This window comes from Halochromatium sp. NSM3, from assembly GCF_059621085.1.
The window spans coordinates 87,656-104,739 of the sequence record NZ_JCAQIA010000003.1 but is presented as its reverse complement, the minus strand read 5'-3'; the positions used below and the strand labels follow the sequence as shown (position 1 = coordinate 104,739).

General features: G+C 63.5%; 18 protein-coding genes. 3 read left to right on the top strand and 15 right to left on the bottom strand.

Annotated features, from left to right (window positions below; all coding sequences use genetic code 11):
- Window positions 1-60: 60 nt before the first annotated feature.
- The gene (locus tag AC54T3_RS02515) at window positions 61-240 is read right to left on the bottom strand and encodes a hypothetical protein (protein ID WP_496622046.1); all 180 of its coding nucleotides are present in this window, start codon (window positions 238-240) and stop codon (window positions 61-63) included.
- 77 nt (window positions 241-317) lie between these two features.
- On the opposite strand from AC54T3_RS02515, the gene AC54T3_RS02510 reads away from it, so the two are divergent.
- The 3 genes from AC54T3_RS02510 to AC54T3_RS02500 are packed head-to-tail and all read left to right on the top strand — an operon-like array spanning window position 318 to window position 1,188.
- Window positions 318-440 (top strand): DUF2256 domain-containing protein, encoded by a 123-nt coding sequence (locus AC54T3_RS02510; protein ID WP_496622045.1) that lies wholly within the window; start codon window positions 318-320, stop codon window positions 438-440.
- 4 nt (window positions 441-444) lie between these two features.
- On the top strand, window positions 445-729 hold the full coding sequence (locus tag AC54T3_RS02505) for a YkgJ family cysteine cluster protein (RefSeq protein ID WP_496622044.1): 285 nt from the start codon (window positions 445-447) through the stop codon (window positions 727-729).
- Window positions 730-741: 12 nt separating this feature from the next.
- Entirely contained in the window at window positions 742-1,188 is a 447-nt protein-coding gene (locus tag AC54T3_RS02500; RefSeq protein ID WP_496622042.1) for a 3D domain-containing protein, read from the top strand.
- Window positions 1,189-1,265: 77 nt separating this feature from the next.
- On the opposite strand, the gene lpdA is transcribed toward AC54T3_RS02500, so the two are convergent.
- The 14 genes from lpdA to AC54T3_RS02430 form a co-directional block, all read right to left on the bottom strand.
- A complete protein-coding gene (gene lpdA / locus AC54T3_RS02495; protein ID WP_496622041.1) occupies window positions 1,266-2,696 on the bottom strand; it encodes a dihydrolipoyl dehydrogenase in 1,431 nt (476 codons plus the stop codon).
- A gap of 48 nt (window positions 2,697-2,744) precedes the next feature.
- Window positions 2,745-2,897 (bottom strand): DUF29 family protein, encoded by a 153-nt coding sequence (locus AC54T3_RS02490; RefSeq protein ID WP_496622040.1) that lies wholly within the window; start codon window positions 2,895-2,897, stop codon window positions 2,745-2,747.
- Window positions 2,898-2,933: 36 nt separating this feature from the next.
- Window positions 2,934-4,748 carry a dihydrolipoyllysine-residue acetyltransferase gene (gene aceF, locus AC54T3_RS02485; RefSeq protein WP_496622039.1) on the bottom strand — a complete coding sequence of 605 codons (1,815 nt, stop codon included), beginning with the start codon at window positions 4,746-4,748 and terminating at the stop codon, window positions 2,934-2,936.
- An 86-nt stretch (window positions 4,749-4,834) separates the two neighbouring features.
- Window positions 4,835-5,812: a DUF368 domain-containing protein gene (locus tag AC54T3_RS02480; protein ID WP_496622037.1), complete on the bottom strand. Its 978-nt coding sequence runs from the start codon at window positions 5,810-5,812 to the stop codon at window positions 4,835-4,837.
- A gap of 79 nt (window positions 5,813-5,891) precedes the next feature.
- Window positions 5,892-8,579 carry a pyruvate dehydrogenase (acetyl-transferring), homodimeric type gene (aceE, locus tag AC54T3_RS02475; protein ID WP_496622036.1) on the bottom strand — a complete coding sequence of 896 codons (2,688 nt, stop codon included), beginning with the start codon at window positions 8,577-8,579 and terminating at the stop codon, window positions 5,892-5,894.
- Between the two features lie 213 nt (window positions 8,580-8,792).
- Window positions 8,793-9,455, bottom strand: a complete 663-nt coding sequence (locus AC54T3_RS02470; RefSeq protein WP_496622034.1) for a hypothetical protein — start codon at window positions 9,453-9,455, stop codon at window positions 8,793-8,795.
- Between the two features lie 256 nt (window positions 9,456-9,711).
- The gene (locus tag AC54T3_RS02465) at window positions 9,712-10,887 is read right to left on the bottom strand and encodes a RuBisCO large subunit C-terminal-like domain-containing protein (protein ID WP_496622032.1); all 1,176 of its coding nucleotides are present in this window, start codon (window positions 10,885-10,887) and stop codon (window positions 9,712-9,714) included.
- A 27-nt stretch (window positions 10,888-10,914) separates the two neighbouring features.
- Window positions 10,915-11,949 (bottom strand): transketolase family protein, encoded by a 1,035-nt coding sequence (locus tag AC54T3_RS02460; RefSeq protein WP_496622030.1) that lies wholly within the window; start codon window positions 11,947-11,949, stop codon window positions 10,915-10,917.
- Window positions 11,946-12,905, bottom strand: coding sequence for a transketolase (locus tag AC54T3_RS02455; protein WP_496622029.1), 960 nt, complete (start codon window positions 12,903-12,905; stop codon window positions 11,946-11,948). The genes AC54T3_RS02460 and AC54T3_RS02455 overlap by 4 nt, the downstream gene beginning before the upstream one ends.
- A complete protein-coding gene (locus AC54T3_RS02450) occupies window positions 12,905-13,669 on the bottom strand; it encodes a YciK family oxidoreductase (protein WP_496622028.1) in 765 nt (254 codons plus the stop codon). The genes AC54T3_RS02455 and AC54T3_RS02450 overlap by 1 nt, the downstream gene beginning before the upstream one ends.
- A 9-nt stretch (window positions 13,670-13,678) precedes the next feature.
- Entirely contained in the window at window positions 13,679-13,801 is a 123-nt protein-coding gene (gene cydX / locus AC54T3_RS02445) for a cytochrome bd-I oxidase subunit CydX (RefSeq protein ID WP_496622026.1), read from the bottom strand.
- Window positions 13,802-13,839: 38 nt separating this feature from the next.
- Window positions 13,840-14,982 (bottom strand): cytochrome d ubiquinol oxidase subunit II, encoded by a 1,143-nt coding sequence (gene cydB / locus AC54T3_RS02440; RefSeq protein ID WP_496622024.1) that lies wholly within the window; start codon window positions 14,980-14,982, stop codon window positions 13,840-13,842.
- Window positions 14,979-16,610, bottom strand: coding sequence for a cytochrome ubiquinol oxidase subunit I (locus AC54T3_RS02435; RefSeq protein WP_496622023.1), 1,632 nt, complete (start codon window positions 16,608-16,610; stop codon window positions 14,979-14,981). Before AC54T3_RS02435 ends, cydB begins: the two co-directional genes overlap by 4 nt.
- Window positions 16,611-16,696: 86 nt before the next feature.
- Window positions 16,697-17,050 (bottom strand): NifB/NifX family molybdenum-iron cluster-binding protein, encoded by a 354-nt coding sequence (locus AC54T3_RS02430; RefSeq protein WP_496622021.1) that lies wholly within the window; start codon window positions 17,048-17,050, stop codon window positions 16,697-16,699.
- Window positions 17,051-17,084: the final 34 nt, after the last annotated feature.

Genomic DNA, 17,084 nt, shown 5'->3' with positions numbered 1-17,084 from the left:
AGTTGAGAGACAGAGCGCCGGCGCGCTCGGCGGGCGAAGAGCGAGCCGTTGGTGCGCGGCTCAGTCGCGCGGGGGCGGGGTTTCATCGGCGTCAGCGCTCGAACGCGCCTCGGCGTTGGCCCGATCCTGTTTAGCCTCGCGTTCTTCCTTGAGACGCTGCAGATTCTGCCGCTGGCGAATGTAGAAGTAGCCGACAACGCCGACGATGAGAAGGAGTTCGAGTGCCTTGAATGAGCCCATGTCCATGATCGATCCCGCGCGAACTCGCGCTATACTCAGGTGTTTAAATTTGGATCTCCGATATCGCGTCTGCCTTGATGAAAACCAACCTGCCGCATAATATCCGTCCGATTCGCGGACGTCCTTTCAGTTGGCGTCGAAAATGGGCCGCCTGCTGGGACCAGGTAACGTATTGCAGCCAGCGTTGTCGGCGGCGCTAGGGCCATGGATGAGGTTATCGACCCAAGCGTCCGTTGCGAGGATTGCCGCGCCTGCTGTTGCCGTAAGGAGGTCCTGCTGCTTGGTGATCCGCGCGTTCCAGGTCACTTCATCGTCCTCGACGCTTGGGGAGCCGAGGTGCTCGAACGACTCGACGATGGTTGGTGCATCGCGCTTGACCGGCAACGGCTGTGCTGCTCAATCTACGAGAGCCGTCCGCAGCTTTGCCGCGATGTCAGGATGGGCGGGGCAGAATGCCTGGCCGCGCGTGTGGAGGTTGATCATGTCTGACGGAGTGCATCCATGCCAGTAGCGTCCAAGACCCGACGCCGTTTCGGGCTCGCGATCGCGGTAGCGGTCGCCTTAATCCTGATTCTGATCCTGGTGCTGTTCGCGGATCGACTGAGCAAGCGGCCCCTGAGCGAGGAGCCCCTGAGCGAGACGTACAACCGGATCAAGGTCAAGGCAACGGCGTACACCTCGCGCCCCTCCGAGACCAGTGGTGATCCCTATCTCGGGGCCTGGAACAATCGGCTCACGCCTGGCGAGAAGTCGATCGCCGTCTCCCGCGATCTGCTCAAAATCGGCCTTAAGAATGGCGCTGAGGTTGAGATCAAGGGCTTGCCCGGTGTCTACACCGTCCGCGATAAGATGAACAAACGCTGGAAGCGGCGTATCGATATCTATATGGGCAACGACCTCGAACGCGCCCGGGGGTGGGGCAAGCAGGAGGTCGTGCTGCGCTGGTGAGCGGCGAGTCGCCAGCACGCCAATAACCCCTGAATGCCACTGAACGATGCCATTCGAAGGTTGGCGTAGGGCTTGGCTCAGCGCTTTTTCGGTGGCATCAGATCCGTGATGGTCCCGTGGGCCATCTCGGCGGCGAGGCCGATGGTCTCATTGAGCGTGGGGTGCGGGTGGATGGTCATGCCGAGATCTTCCATGTCGGCGCCCATCTCGAGCGCTAGCACGGTCTCGCCGATCAACTCGCCGGCGTTGGGGCCGACGATGCCGGCGCCGAGGATGCGCTTGGTCTCGGGGTCGAACAGGAGCTTGGTCAGGCCCTCGTCGCGATGGATGCCGAGCGCGCGGCCGCTGGCGGCCCAGGGGAAGACGCCTTTTTCATAGGCGATGTCTTTGGCCGCAGCCTCGGTCTCGGTGAGGCCCATCCAGGCCACCTCGGGGTCGGTATAGGCGACCGAGGGGATGGTCATGGGGTCGAACAGCGCCGGCTCGCCGGCAATAACCTCGGCCGCGACCTTGCCCTCGTGGGTGGCCTTATGCGCGAGCATCGGCCCGCCGACGACATCGCCGATGGCGAAGATGGTCGGCACATTGGTGCGCATGTGCTGATCGGTCTTGATGAAGCCATGCTCGTCGACTTTGACCCCGGCGGCCTCGGCATTGATCAGCTTACCGTTGGGGCGGCGGCCGATGGCGACCAGCACCTTGTCATAGCTGGCCTCGCCGGCGTGTTTGCCTTCGAACAGCACGTCGATGCCCTTGGAGCTGGCGTTCATGGTCGCGACCTTGGTCTCGAGCCAGATGTTGTTGTAGCGCTTCTTGACCACCTTCTGCAGCGCGCGCACCAGATCCTTGTCGGCACCGGGCATCAGCTGGCCCTGGAGTTCGACGACATCGATCTTGGCGCCGAGTGCCGCATAGACGCTGGCCATCTCGAGGCCGATGATGCCGCCGCCGACCACCAGCATGCGCTCCGGGATGCCGTCGATCTTGAGCGCATCGGTCGAGTCCATCACGCGCGGATCATCGTGCGGGAAGCCGGGGATGCGGATCGGGGTGGAGCCGACCGCGATGATGCACTGATCGAAGCTGACCGCGACCTTGCCTTCGCGGCTGTCGACGCCGATACGGTTGGGGGTCTCGAAGCGGCCGGTGCCTTGGACCACCTCGACCTGGCGCTGCTTAGCCATGCCGCTGAGGCCGCTGGTAAGCTTCTTCACCACCTTGTTCTTGCCGGCGCGCATCTTGTCGAGATCGATCTCAGGCGGGGCAAAGGTGACTCCCATGGCGCCCATGGTCTTGGCTTCCTCGATGATCTGCGCGGTGTGCAGCAGCGCCTTCGAGGGGATACAGCCGACATTGAGACAGACGCCGCCGAGGCTGGGATAGCGTTCGATGAGAACGGTGCGCAGGCCGAGATCGGCGGCGCGAAAGGCGGCGGTGTAGCCACCCGGCCCGCCGCCAAGCACGACGACTTGGGCGCTGATTTCTTTATGGGGAGCGGTGTCGCTCATGGAGACTCTCGTTCAGGTGTTTGTTGAGTTGGCCGCAGATGAGGTTTTCTATTGATGAGGAGACGAGGGGCGTTCGTCCAACTCCTCCACCAGATGGTCTAGATCCAGCTCTGAGAAGCGCCCTTGGCGGAGTAGCTCGGCGGTTTTTGCCGCCCAGGTGGGGGGATAGTCCAGATCGTACAAGGTGCTCAGTGCGTTCATCAGATACCTCGCCCGGCCCGCATAGGAGTGGGCAGCTTACAACAGTAGCCGGCGGATATCTGCAAGTAGGCTGGCGAGCAAGGTGGTGAAACGCACGCCATCGGCGCCATCGACGACGCGATGATCATAGGACAGCGACAGCGGCAGCATCAGCCGCGGCGCGAAGCTGTCGCCATTCCAGACCGGCTTGGTCTCGGTGCGCGAAACACCGAGGATGGCGACCTCGGGGGCGTTGACGATGGGTGTGAAGGCGGTGCCGCCGATGCCGCCAAGGCTGGAGATGCTGAACACGCCGCCCTGCATGTCGCCCGGTAGCAGCTTGCCATCGCGCGCCTTGCCGCTGAGCGCCATCAGCTCGCGAGCGATCTCGAACAGGCCCTTCTTGTCGACATCGCGGATGACGGGTACCACCAGCCCATTCGGTGTATCGACGGCGACGCCGATGTGGGTGTAGCGCTTGAGGATCAGGTTCTCGCCGTCGGGCGAAAGCGAGGCCTTGAGGGTTGGCATCTGCGCCAGCGCACCGGCGACGGCCTTCATCAAGAACGGCATGAAGGTGAGCTTGACGCCGGCCTGCTCGGCGGCCTGTTTCTGACCCTTGCGGAATGCTTCGAGTTCGGTGATGTCGGCCTCGTCGAACTGGGTGACATGCGGCACCGACAGCCAGGCGCGGTGCAGATGCGTCCCACTAAGCTTCTTGATGCGCGCGAGCGGCTGCGTCTCGGTCTCGCCAAACTTGCTGAAATCGACCTCGGGCGCGGCCGGGAGCTGGAACGGCATGCCGCCGGCCGCAACCGGAGCGGCACCGGCCGAGAGGGTCTTTTTGACGTAGGCTTGCACATCCTCCTTGAGGACACGCCCCTTGCGGCCGCTACCCTTGACCTGTGCCAGATCGACGCCGAGTTCGCGCGCGAAGCGGCGGACCGCCGGACTCGCATGTGGGGTACGGCCGCTGGCAATGGCCTGCATGTCCTCTGGACGAGGCAGGATCGGGGCCTTGCGGCGCTCGGCTTCGCCTGGTGCGCGGCTTGCGGGTGATGTTGCAGCGGTGTCCGGTGTGCGCTCAGACTTGGTGGCCGCCGTGGGTTGAGCCTGCTGGCCTTCAGGCTTAGCGGTCGCTGCGGGCGCTTGCGCGGTCTCCGCCTCTTCGGCGGAGGTCGAATCGGTGGCGCTCGCCGGAGCCGGCCCCTTCAGCGTCAGCATCAGGTCGCCTTGATTGACTTTGTCACCCGTCTTGATATGGACGGCTTCGACGGTCCCGGCGGCCGGCGAGGGGATCTCCATGGTCGCCTTCTCGCTTTCGAGCGTGACGATGGATTGATCGACCTCGACCTGGTCGCCGACAGTGACCAGAACCTCGACCACCGGGATGTCGGCGAAATCACCGATGTCCGGCAGTGGCACCTCAATCTGTTCAGCGGCGGTCGCGGGCGTGCCAGCGGCTGGTGCCTCCTCGATATTGCCGGTTGAGCCTGTTCCGCCCGTCGCGCCGGGTGCTGCAGTTGCTGCAACTGCGCCAGTGCCCGACCCGGCTGCGGAAGACTCGGCTGCTTCAGAGGTGGCGCTCGATGATGTGCTGTCACTCACCGAAGGCTTTCCACTTTCGGCAGCATCGGTATCCACCCGCAGCAGCAGATGACCGGGCCCAACCCGCTCGCCCACCTTGACGTTGATCTCCGTGACCTGGCCACCCAGCGGTGAGGGGATCTCCATGGTCGCCTTGTCGCTCTCCAACGTCAGCAGCGACTGTTCCGGTTCGATGCGATCACCGGGGGCGATGAGGATCTCGATAATCTCGACATCGGTGAAATCGCCGATATCGGGAAGCAGAACATCTTCTATCGTTGCCACGCCGTTGTCTGCTCCTAAAAAATGATGCGATGAATGACGGTCATCGGGTATGCGCCTGAGCGTTCTATGCGTTTGGCGTGCATCCCTTAAATGCGAGAAGCGAGCACGTCTTTGTTGCGCTTAAGCAGTTTTGACATGCCTTCGAGCGCGAAGATCAGTATAAAGCCAAGGCTCGCGAGCACAATGACGCCGAGTAACTGAGGGTCGCCGGTAAATTGCCCTGGTAGTACATTCACTTCAACGAGCGGTTTGACCTCGCCATGGCGATCGATATAGGTGTCGATGACCTGTTTCCAAGGCCAAACCTTATTGAGCGCACCGATCATAAACCCGGTCAGTAGCGCGATGGTCAAATCGCGGTACCGATGAAGAAGCCATGACAACAGGTGAGAAAATGCAAGGAGCCCAATCACCGCACCCGCGCCAAACACCATGATAATGACAAGATTCAAATCACTGATGGCGGTGATGATAAAGCTGTACTGACCCAGCAGTAGCAAAATAAAGCTCCCCGAGATGCCCGGCAAAATCATCGCGCAAACCGCGATCGAGCCAGACAGAAAGACAAACCAAAGCGCATGCGTCGTTTCAGCGGGGGTGGCGAGTGTGATCCAGAACGCGAAGATGGCGCCAGCGATGCCAATCGCCGCGTTGGCCATGTTCCAGCAGGACAGGCGTCGTGCAACATAGATCGCCGAAGCCAGAATCAGCCCAAAGAAGAACGCCCAGAGTAAGACCGCATGATGCTCAAGTAGAAATGTCAACACTCGCGCGAGCGAAAAGAGGCTGATGCCAATACCAAGGAGCAAGGCGAGCAAGAAATTCCCATTGATGGCTTGCCAAAAGGCAAGTGGGCCTTCGCTAAAGAGTCGTCGCGCCGAACTGGGGTTGATCGACCTCAGGCTATCGAGCAGTTCTTCGTAAATGCCGGTAATGAACGCGATCGTGCCTCCAGAAATCCCGGGAACCACATCGGCCGCTCCCATCGCTAGACCCTTCAGCAAAACCAGTGCGTAATCCTTGGGCTGGCGTGCGGCGGCGCTATTGTGTGCTTGACTGCTCATCTTGCGCCTTTGTTGCTCTCTCTGGTACCGGGAAATGCCTGCACGGGTGACATCGCTGGACAGTCCGTCACAACGGGCGTCATTGAGTCACCGGGTTCGGCTTGTCGGGATCGATGCGATATTTCTCGATCGCCTCGCGTACGCGAGCGACGGGGATGCTGCCCTCGTCGGCCAGCGCCTTGAGTGCGGCGACGACGATATACCAGCGATTGATCTCGAAGAACTTGCGCAACTGGCTGCGCATGTCGCTGCGGCCAAAGCCATCGGTGCCGAGCACGCTGTAGCGGCGCGGCAGATAGGGCCGGATCTGATCGGCGTAGGCGCGCATGTAATCGGTGGCGGCGATGATTGGTCCTTCGGTCTCGACGAGCTGCTCGGTCACATAGGCGGTGCGCGGTGTTTCTTCGGGATGGAGCAGGTTCCAGCGTTCGCAATCGATGCCATCGCGACGCAGCTCGTTGAAACTGGTGACGCTCCAGATATCGGCGGCGACCTCAAAGTCTTTCGCCAACAGATGGGCGGCGGCTTGGACCTCGCGTAGGATGGTGCCGCTGCCGAGCAACTGCACGCGCGGTGTCGAGTCAGAGTCCTTGGCACCCGTCTCTGATTCCGCCTCCTCGGCTGATGGTAGTCGGTAGATGCCGCGCCGAATGCCGTCCTCGACGCCCTCGGGCATGGCCGGCTGCTGGTAGTTCTCGTTCATCACCGTGATGTAGTAGAAGCAGTTTTGCTTCTCGGCGTACATCCGGCGCAGGCCGTCCTGGACGATGACCGTGAGTTCATAGGCGAAGGCTGGATCGTAGCTGACGCAGTTGGGGATGGTCGCTGCGGCCAGATGGCTGTGGCCATCCTGATGCTGCAGGCCCTCGCCGGCGAGGGTGGTGCGTCCGGCGGTGCCGCCAAGCAGGAATCCACGCGCCTGCATGTCGCCGGCGGCCCAGATCAGGTCGCCGACGCGCTGGAAGCCGAACATCGAGTAGTAGATGTAGAACGGGATCATCGCCTGGCCGTGGTTGGCGTAGGCGGTGGCAGCGGCGATCCAAGAGGACATGGCGCCGGCCTCGTTGATGCCCTCCTGCAGGATCTGGCCGTTCGTCTCCTCGCGGTAATACATCACCTGATCGGAATCGACTGGCTCATAGAGCTGACCGATGTGCGAGTAAATGCCGAGCTGGCGGAACATGCCTTCCATGCCGAAGGTGCGCGCCTCGTCCGGCACGATGGGTACAACGAGTTTGCCGAGGGCCTTGTCGCGGATGATCATCGTCATCAGCCGCACCATGGCCATGGTGGTCGACATCTCTCGCTCGCCGCTGCCTTCGAGCAGCTGCGCGAAGGCAGCGAGTTCGGGCACCTCGAGCGCCGGCGCATCATCGAACCGCGCCGGCAGTGGGCCGCCAAGCGCCTCGCGACGCTCATGGAGGTACTTCAGCTCGGGGCTATCCGGCGCTGGCTTGTAGAAGGGCGCGGCGCCGATCTGCTCATCGGAGATCGGAATATTGAAGCGGTCGCGGAAGGCCTTGAGGTTGGCTTCACCCATCTTCTTCTGCGAGTGGGTGATGTTCATGCCTTCGCCGGCAACCCCCATGCCATAGCCCTTGACGGTCTTGGCCAAGATCACCGTTGGCTGGCCCTGATGGCGCATCGCCGCAGCATAGGCATTGAAGATCTTGACCGGATCATGGCCACCGCGGTTGAGGCGCCAGATATCCTCGTCGGTCATGTTGGCGACCATGTCGGCGAGTTCGGGATACTTGCCGAAGAAATGCTCGCGGGTGTAGGCGCCGCCCTTGGCCTTGTAGGCTTGGTAGTCGCCGTCGACGCATTCCTCCATGCGTTTGAGCAGCAGGCCCTGGTTGTCGCGCGCCAGCAGAGGGTCCCAATAGCTGCCCCAGATGACCTTGATGACGTTCCAGCCAGCACCACGGAACACCGCCTCCAGCTCCTGGATGATCTTGCCGTTGCCGCGCACCGGGCCGTCGAGGCGCTGCAGGTTGCAGTTGACCACGAACACCAGGTTGTCGAGCCGCTCGCGTGCCGCCAGCGAGATGGCGCCAAGCGATTCCGGTTCGTCCATCTCGCCGTCACCGAGGAAGGCCCAGACCTTGCGGCCCTCGGTGTTGACGACACTGCGGTCGGTCAGATAGCGCATGAAGCGCGCCTGGTAGATCGCCATGATCGGCCCCAAGCCCATCGACACGGTCGGGAACTGCCAGAAGCCGGGCATCAGCCAGGGGTGCGGATAGGACGAGAGTCCTGGGCCGTCGACCTCCTGGCGGAAGTTGTAGAGCTGCTCCTCGCTGATGCGGCCTTCGAGGTAGGCACGCGCGTAGATGCCAGGGGCCGAGTGGCCCTGCATGAAGATCAGATCGCCGCCGTGGTCTTTGCTGCGAGCGCGGAAGAAATGATTGAGACCGACGTCGTAGAGCGTGGCGCTGGAGGCGAACGAGGAGATGTGCCCACCAAGCTCCGAGGACAGCCGGTTGGCCTGGACCACCATCGCCATCGCATTCCAGCGGATGAACGAGCGGATGCGTCGCTCCATCGCCCGATCCCCGGGGAAGCGATCCTGCTTCTGCATCGGGATGGTGTTCAGATAAGCGGTGTTGGCGCTAAACGGCAGATAGGCACCGGAGCGTCGGGCCTTATCGATCAGACGCTCAAGCAGGTAATGTGCGCGCTCGACCCCCTCGTTCTCAAGCACGGCGTCCAGGGACTCGAGCCACTCTTGGGTCTCCTGCGGATCGATGTCGGGCTTATTGGGCATGGCGTTTCCTAGGGCGAGGGCGCAACGAAGCAGCGAGCGGTCGAAAGCCGTCAAAGCTACCGGAGCCTCAGTGAGTTGGCAAATACTGATTATTGGCTTTCACACAAAAAACCCCCGATAGTCGGGGGTTTGTGATCGAGGCGGCGCTGTGCTCAGCGGATGCCGAGCGCGGCCGATCGATCAAGGGTCAGGCCCAGGGTTGGGCACAGGCTATCAACTGGCCTGGTTGGAGGCCGCAGCCGAATCAGCGGTCTGGTCGCTCGACTCGGCGTTGCTGTCAGCCTCGCTCTTGCCGCCCTTCGATGCACAATCCCGAGCGGGACCGGCGTAAGGCATTGGCCGCAGTGCCTGGCGAGCGCAGAGCCAGTCCTGTCGGCGCTGCTCGGCGACGGCCCGACGTTGCTCGGCAATGGCCTGCATCGCAGCGCGGCGCTCGGCCGCTTGCTGCTTGAGCGCGGCGCGATGGGCATCGATCTCGGCCTTGCGCTCCTCGGGGTTCAGCGAAAACTCGGGCATTGCTGGCAGGTCATCGTAGCCGGGGATCTCGGGGATCGCCGGGCGCTCACCGAAGGCGGGCATCTCGGGCATCGCCGGGCGCTCGCCGAACGCGGGCATTTCCGGCATCGGCAGGCCGCGAGCGTTGCGCTGCGCCTCCATCGCCTGTCGATGTGTTTCCATCATCTCGATGGCCGCTTCGCGCTGACGCTCGGCCATCTGCTGAAGCTGCTGCGGAGACGGCGGTGCAACCGCATAGGGCGCGCCATAGGCATAAGGACCATGGAAGGGGCCTGCGTAGGGCTGGCCCCACCAGGCTGCGGTGGTCATCGAAGCGAGGGCTAACGTGGCGGCAGACGCGGAAAGGATGAGACGTTTCATGGGCAGACCTTAACTCAGTGAGTCTAATGAGGATGGGCACTGTGCAAACCGTCCTACCTCCTTGGCGTTTGTTATTGTCCGCCTGGGTCTCGTCGGCGGCCGGATCGAGCGCCGGATCGAGAGAGGGTACCAGCGGTCGCGGCTAGAGTGCGCGCCAAATCGAGGACAGGACGCACGTAAGTTTATAAGAAAATAATAAAGCATCAACCGCTGAGAGGCGCGCGCAGCGCCATAGCCATCTTGTCATTGAGTTTAGTCAATGATTCGACGTTTGCTCGGGGGTCTGCTCGACGAGGGTCAGAAAAGCACGGCAGCGTGCCGCGAGATCCGAGCCGGCATGCAGATCGCCGCCGATCAGTAGCATGCTGTCGCGTCCATAGACGCGCATCAGGTCAGGCACCTGTTCCAGGCGCATCCCGCCGGCGGGCACGGGCCAGATCGGTGCGAGTCCATCCAGCGGCGCGCGAGCCGCAGTCGCGATCTCGCGGCACTCGGCGGTGCTGAACGCGAAGCGCCCCCCGTAGCTCGGGAAGATGCTCGCATCCGCGCCGGCGAGACGGGCGAGGGTGCCGAACAAGAGGCCATGCGCCACACCCTGGCTCGGTCCCAGGCTGAGGCCACCGAGCAGCGCCGGATGACTCAGAATCGGTAGCGCGAGCTGGTCGTTATCGGCCAGGCGTCGGAGACTATCGAGCCCGGTCAGCCCCGGACAGAGCAGCAGCCCACCAGCGCCTAACTCGCAAGCGCGGGCCGCGCGCGGGACGATCTCATCGGCGGGCGCGGTGACGTTCGGCAGGTAGAGGCTGATGTGCCCGGTTTCTTGGTTGGCGCGAGCCACCGCCTCCGCACACCGGCTGACGCGCTCATCGAAGGGGCAAAAGGTCTGATCGCTCAGGCCGTGGTCATCCTTGATCAGATCGATGCCGCCGAGGGCCAGCCGATAGGCCAGGTCCGCCAGCTCGGCCGGACTCAGCCCCATGGGCTTCAGCGCGGTGCAGAGTAGCGGGCGATCGGTGACACCCAGGCGTTGCCGCAGCCCGGCGATGCCAAAGCGCGGTCCGCAGTAATGCCGCAGCAGGCTTGGTGGCAGCTCGATGCGCTGCAGCCGCACATCGGGCTGGAGCGCGACATTACCAAACAGCACATTGAGTAGCTGAGTCAGTTCGCGCCCGGCGGTCTCGATCGGGTAGCGAATGCTGACCTCGACGCCGTTGGCAGCGTCATCGGCCGGGCAGGGCGTCATCGAGGCGATCTCGCCGACGATCTGCGCGCGGATCGCCTCGCTCGGGATCAGCGCCTCCGGGAATTCGACCGTCTGCTCGAGGCAGATCGCGCGCGCGCGGGCCTCGACCTCGGTCGCCGAGCCGTGGAGGCGGTAGACCGCAGTGAAGCGCTCACCGCTGAGCACGAGTGAAGGTGCGGGAGTTTTCAAGCGTCGCGGGCCAAGCCGATCATCGCCTTAGAGATCCTCGGTTCGATCCGCCTTGGTGAGCGTCGCACCCTGAGCCTCGGCGCGAGCGTTGGCTGCGTGCTCGCTCAGGAGCGCGGCATCGATGCCGAGCGAGTCGCCGATCAGGGTCTCGGCGGCATGCACCAGCGCCGCTGCATCGAGCCCGTATTCGTGCATCAGGTAGGGCTTGCTGGCGCCATGGGCATAGGTATCGCGCAGCCCGAGTCGGATCAGTCGCTTGCCAATGCCTTGCTCGGCGAGCTGTTCCGCCAGCGCGCTGCCGAGGCCGCCGATGATGCCGTGGTTCTCGAGCGTGATGGCACCATAGCGGGCGTTGGCGATCTGCTCGAGCAACTGTGGATCAGCGAAGGGCTTGAGGGTCGAGACGTGCAGGTGGCTGGTGGCAACACCCCGGCTGCGCAGCGCGGCAACGGCGCTGAGGGCCTCTTCAGTGCAGACGCCGGAGCTGATCACCGCCAGATCGGTACCGCTACCGAGCAGCCGCGCCTGGCCGAGGCGCAGCGGCTGATCAGCGGGGAACAGCCTGGGCACCTCGCCACGGAGCTGGCGCACATAGACCGGGCCATCGATCGCCTGGGCCACATCGAGCATGGATTCGACCTCAGTCGCGTCGCCGGCCTCGAGGATGGTCATGTTGGGCACAGCGCGCATCAGGGCGATATCGTCGATGGCCTGATGGGTGACGCCGCCGGGGGTCGTCATGCCGGGGAGGAAGCCGATGAGGCGCACCGGCAGGTTGGGATAGGCGATGCTCATCGCCAGCTGATCGAACGGACGGCGGGTGATGAAGACCGAGAAGGTGTGGATATACGGGAAGAAGCCCTCACGCGCGAGTCCTGCGGCGAAGCCGAGCATGTTCTGCTCGGCCATGCCGAACGAGAAGAAGCGCTCCGGGTAGTGGTCGCGAAAGCCATCGGCCTCGCAGGAGGCGGTGAGATCAGCGCCGAGAACCAATACCTCGGGGCGTTCGGCCGCCCAGCGGATCAGATTGGAACGATGGGGACGGGTGACCAGCTCGATCATGAGACGCGGTCCTGCCAGTGTTCGAGCAGGTCTTCGTAGGCGTCCTGCTCGGTCGGCGATTTGAAGCGGAGATAGTGCAATTTGGGTGCGCGCGCGCGCAACGGCTCGATGCCACGGCAAGGGTCGGTGCGGGCGATGACCACCAGCGGGCGCTTAGGGTCGGCGGACAGGCGCGCAAGCGCGGGCGCTGCTAGGGCGTCATAGTCGTGCCCATCGACCTCATGGACCTCGGCGCCAAAGGCACGCAGCCGCTCGGCAAGCGGCTCGATGGTCATCACATCGGCCATCGGTCCATCGCATTGCTGGGCATTGGCATCGATGTAGACACCGAGGTTGCCGATACGATGATGGGCGAGGGCGGCGAACGCTTCCCAGGTCTGGCCTTCCTGGAATTCGCCATCGGACATGAACACCCAGATCCGCCCGGCCTCGCCGCGCAGCCGCCGTGCGAGGGCGATGCCGCCGGCCTGGCTCAGGGCCTGACCAAGCGAGCCGGCGGTGACCTCGTGGCCGGGCGAGTGCTCGGCGCCGATCAGCTCGACCGTACTGCCGTCGGTGTTGAAGCGCTCCAGCGCATCGGGACCGAGTCGGCCAAGTTCGATCAGCAGCGCGTACAGCACGAGCGCGTAGTGCACCGGCGAGAAGATGAACCGATCCAGCTCCGGCGCGCGCGGGCCGTTGTAGTCGGCGCCGGTGAAGGCGTGGGGGTTGTCGCGGCCGGGCACGCCGGCAAACGCGCGCGGGATCAGGGGCGCCGTGCTGGGGCCGAGTCGCATCACGCGCAGATAGAGGGTGGCGAGGATGTCGGCGGCGGAGCAGGCTTGACTCAGATAGCCGCCATTGTTGCGCAACGTGTGCTCGAGCACGCGGCGGCGCACCGCGTCGGCAACAGGTGCGATCTCGTTCAGCGGCCATTCTGGTGCTGAGCCATGTGCGTGGCGATTCTGCGTGCTCATCAGGGGCTCGGTGGCGCGCCCGGCGTCTGGGCACTCAGGGCCTGTCCGCTCAGGCCGCGAGAGTCAGGACCGAGGAGGTAGAGGTAGGCATTGACGATGCTGTCCGCTGTCGGCAGCGTGTTGGGATCCTCGGCCGGGTAGAGTTCGCGCCGCTGCGCGGTGCGCACCGCCCCGGGATCGATGCTGTTGACCCGGATGCGGCTGTTGTCCTCGGTCTCCTCGGCCAGGGTCTGCATCAGCGCCTCGATACCGGACATGGCGGCGGCGAAGGCGCCCCAGTAGGCCAGCGCGCGCCGGCCGACGCGATCGGACTGGAACAGCACCGAGGCGGCCTCGGCCGCGCGCAGGAGTGGCAGGCAGGCCTGGGTCAGCAGGAAGGGGCCGGTGAGGTTGATGCGCAGCACCTTGTCCCACTGCTCGGCGTCGTAGTCGTCGATGCGACTGAGGAAGGGGATGTATTGCGCCGTATGCGCCAGGCCGTCAAGGCGGCCGAACTCATCGCCGAGCGTGGTGGCGACGCCGAGCATCAACTGCTCGTCCGCCGTCTCCAGATCGAGCGGCAGGCTCGCTGGCTCCGGCCCGCCGGCGGCGAGGATCTCGTCGTAGACCGTCTCGAGTGCCTTCTCGTGAAAGCCGCTGAGGACGACGGTCGCGCCGTGCTTGGCGCAGGCGAGGGCGAGCGCGCGGCCAACTCCCTCGGCGGCGCCGGTGATCAGGATGACGCGGTCGTTGAGGAGGCCGGGGCGCGGTTGGTAGTCCTGCATGGGGCGGGCTCAGTCCGGGTGTTGATCGTCTTGCGGATCACCCATGTACTGCGAGGATTCGTACCACATGACGTTGATGATACCGAAGGCGACGGCGAGCAAGACGCCGAGAATCCAAGTGAAATACCACATGCGTTGCTGCTCCGAAAGCGAATAGGCCGCTGGCCGAGTTAGTAGGCCGAGCTATCTTGGGCGCGGATCTCCTCGACCGTGACCCGACGCCACATCTTGGTATAGGTCCAGGTCGTGTAGGCCAGGATCAACGGGATGAAAATTACCGCCGCCCAGAACATCACCGTCAGCGTTAGATGGCTCGAGGTCGCATCCCAGGCGATCAGGCTGCTGTTCGGGTTGGTGCTTGATGGCATGATAAACGGAAACATCGCGGCGCCGGCGGTCATGATGATCCCGGTGATGCCAAGGCTGCTCATGACCAACCCCAGCCCGGCACGATCGCGCATCGAGAGCGAGACCGCGAACCCGAGCCCGGCGAAGCCCAGGATCGGGAACAGCAAGGTCCAGGGGTACAGGCGGTAGTTGGTCAACCAGCCGTAGGGATCGACCACGACCTCCTTGGTCAGCGGATTCGGAATCGCGTCCAGCGCCGGCATGCTCACCACCTTGAAGCCATCGACAAAGAGGGTCAAATCCAGACCGGCGAGCGCGAATGCGGCAATGGTCGCGAGCCCGACGATCTTCGCCCAGTGCTTGGCGCGCGAGGCGATCGGCTCGCTGGTGCGCAGCTGCAGCCAGATCGCACCGTGCATGGTCAACATGCCGAGGCTGATCAGCCCGGCGAGCAGCGCAAACGGGTTGAGCAGCCCGAAGAAGCTCCCGCTGTAGTAAGGCCGCAGCAGTTCATCGAGGTGAAAGGGTACGCCTTGCAACAGGTTGCCGAAGGCGATACCGAACACCAGCGCCGGCACCGCGCTGCCGATGAACAGGCCCCAATCCCAAGTGCTGCGCCAGCGCTTGTCCTGGATCTTGCTGCGGTAGTCGAAGCCGACCGGTCGGAAGAAGAGCGCGAACAGCGCCAAGAGCATCGCAAAGTAGAAGCCGCTGAAGGCGGTGGCATAGACCAGCGGCCAGGCCGCGAAGATGGCGCCGCCGGCGGTGATCAGCCAGACCTGATTGCCGTCCCAGTGCGGGCCGACGGTGTTGATGATGACCCGGCGCTCGTCGTCGCCCTTGCCGAGGAAGGGCAACAGGGTGCCGACGCCCATGTCCATGCCATCGGTGACCGCGAAGCCGATGAAGAGCACGCCGACCAGCAGCCACCAGATCAGTTTGAGAACTTCGTAGTCGATGATCATGAACCTTCTCCTCGATACTGGCTCGCGGGCGCGGATGCCGAGGGCGCTCCGCCACCGGTCGCATCGCTCTGCGGCGTCTGCTGTTTCTCGAAGTGATACTTGCCAGTGTGCAACGAGCTTGGCCCCTGCCGGCCAAACTTGAACATCAGGTACATCTCGATGATGAACAACGCGGTATAGAAGAGGATGAAGGCGCTCAGACTGATGACCAGATCATTGGCGGTCAGGCTCGAGACCGCGACCGAGGTCGGTAGCACCTCACCAATGGCCCATGGCTGGCGGCCGAACTCGGCGACGAACCAGCCGGTCTCGGCGGCGATCCAGGGCACCGGGATGCTGTAGAGGAAGGCGCGCAACAACCAGCGCTTGTCTTGGATCTGCCGCTTGGCATTGAAGTAGAAGCCGAGCGCGAGCAAGAACAGCATCCACACCCCGGCGCCGACCATGATGCGGAAGGCCCAGAACAGCGGCGCGACCTCGGGGATCGAGTCCTTGACCGCCATCTGGATCTGCTTCTCGGTGGCCTCGGCCGGGTTGTCGATGTAGCGCTTGAGCAGCAGCCCGTAGCCGAGATCGTCCATGTGATCCTTGAACACCGCGCGATTGCCTTCGGTATCCTGGCCGTTACGCAGCCGCTGAAGATATTCATAGGCGATCATCCCGGAGCGGATACGGATCTCGTGCTCGCGCATCAGATCCTTCAGCCCGGTAACTTCTTGGTTGAACGAGCGGGTTGCGATCAGGCCCATCAGCCAGGGGATCTTGATCGCATCATGGGTCTCCTCGTCGGCGTTGCTGGGCCGGCCATAGACCGTGAACGGGGCGGGCGCCGGCTCGGTATGCCATTCGGCCTCGATCGCGGCGAGCTTGACCTTCTGCACGTCGCCGACCTCGTAGCCGGATTCGTCGCCGAGCAGGATCACCGACAGGATCGACGCCAGACCGAAGCCCATCGCGACCGAGAACGAGCGCTTGGCGAACGCGAGATCACGCCCCTTGAGCATGTAGTAGGCGCTGATGCCGGCGACGAACATCGCCGCAGTGACATAACCGGCGGCCACCGTATGCACGAACTTGACCTGCGCGACCGGGTTGAACAACACCTCGCTGAAGCTGACCATCTCCATGCGCATGGTCTCGAAGCTGAACTCGGAGCCGACCGGATGCTGCATCCAGCCGTTGGCGATCAGGATCCACATCGCCGAGAGGCTGGAGCCCACGGCAACCAGGAAGGTCACGGCCAGATGTTGGCGCTTGGTCAGGCGCTCCCAGCCGAGAAAGAACAGGCCGATGAAGGTCGATTCGAGGAAGAAGGCCATCAGGCCCTCAATGGCCAGCGGCGCGCCGAAGACGTCGCCGACGTAATGCGAGTAGTAGGCCCAGTTGGTGCCGAACTGGAATTCCATGGTCAGTCCAGTGGTGATCCCGAGGGCGAAGTTGATGCCGAACAGCTTGCCCCAGAATTTGGTCATGTCCTTATAGATCTGGCGTCCCGTCATCACATAGACGCTTTCCATGATCACCAGCATCCAGCTGAGACCAAGAGTCAGCGGGACGAAGAGAAAGTGATACATCGCGGTGATGGCGAATTGCCACCGCGATAGCTCGACCATTGCGCTATCTAGCATCGTTCACATCCCGAAGCAGCTTGAACGCGTTTAGATGCTGGCGCCCCTTGCGTGGGTCAGCATCCACCAGTCTCATCGTTTCCAATTCAGTGCTCATGCTCATGCGGCGCGGCGGGTGGTAGGGCCTCGCCCTCGGCGATCGTCTTCAGCGCCGCAGCGATGTCGGTTTCGCCGGTGGTGATGACCTCGATGCCCTCTCGGCCCATGCGCTCAACGAAGGGGCGCCCAGCACCGCCGGTCAAAATGGCGGTGAGCTGGCGCTGATAGAGCGGATGATCCGGGCCGTGGTACTCGTGCAGCGAGCGTTCCTTGGGCAGGTCGAGCCGCTCGACCTCGAGCGGCTCGCCGCCGGGCTCGAGATCGTAGATGAGAAAGCGGCGGCTCTTGCCGGCGTGGCCGGTGATGGTCTTGAAATTCTGGCTGGTGACGGCGATACGCATCGGTCGAATTCTCTGGGGTGGTAACGGAAACGGC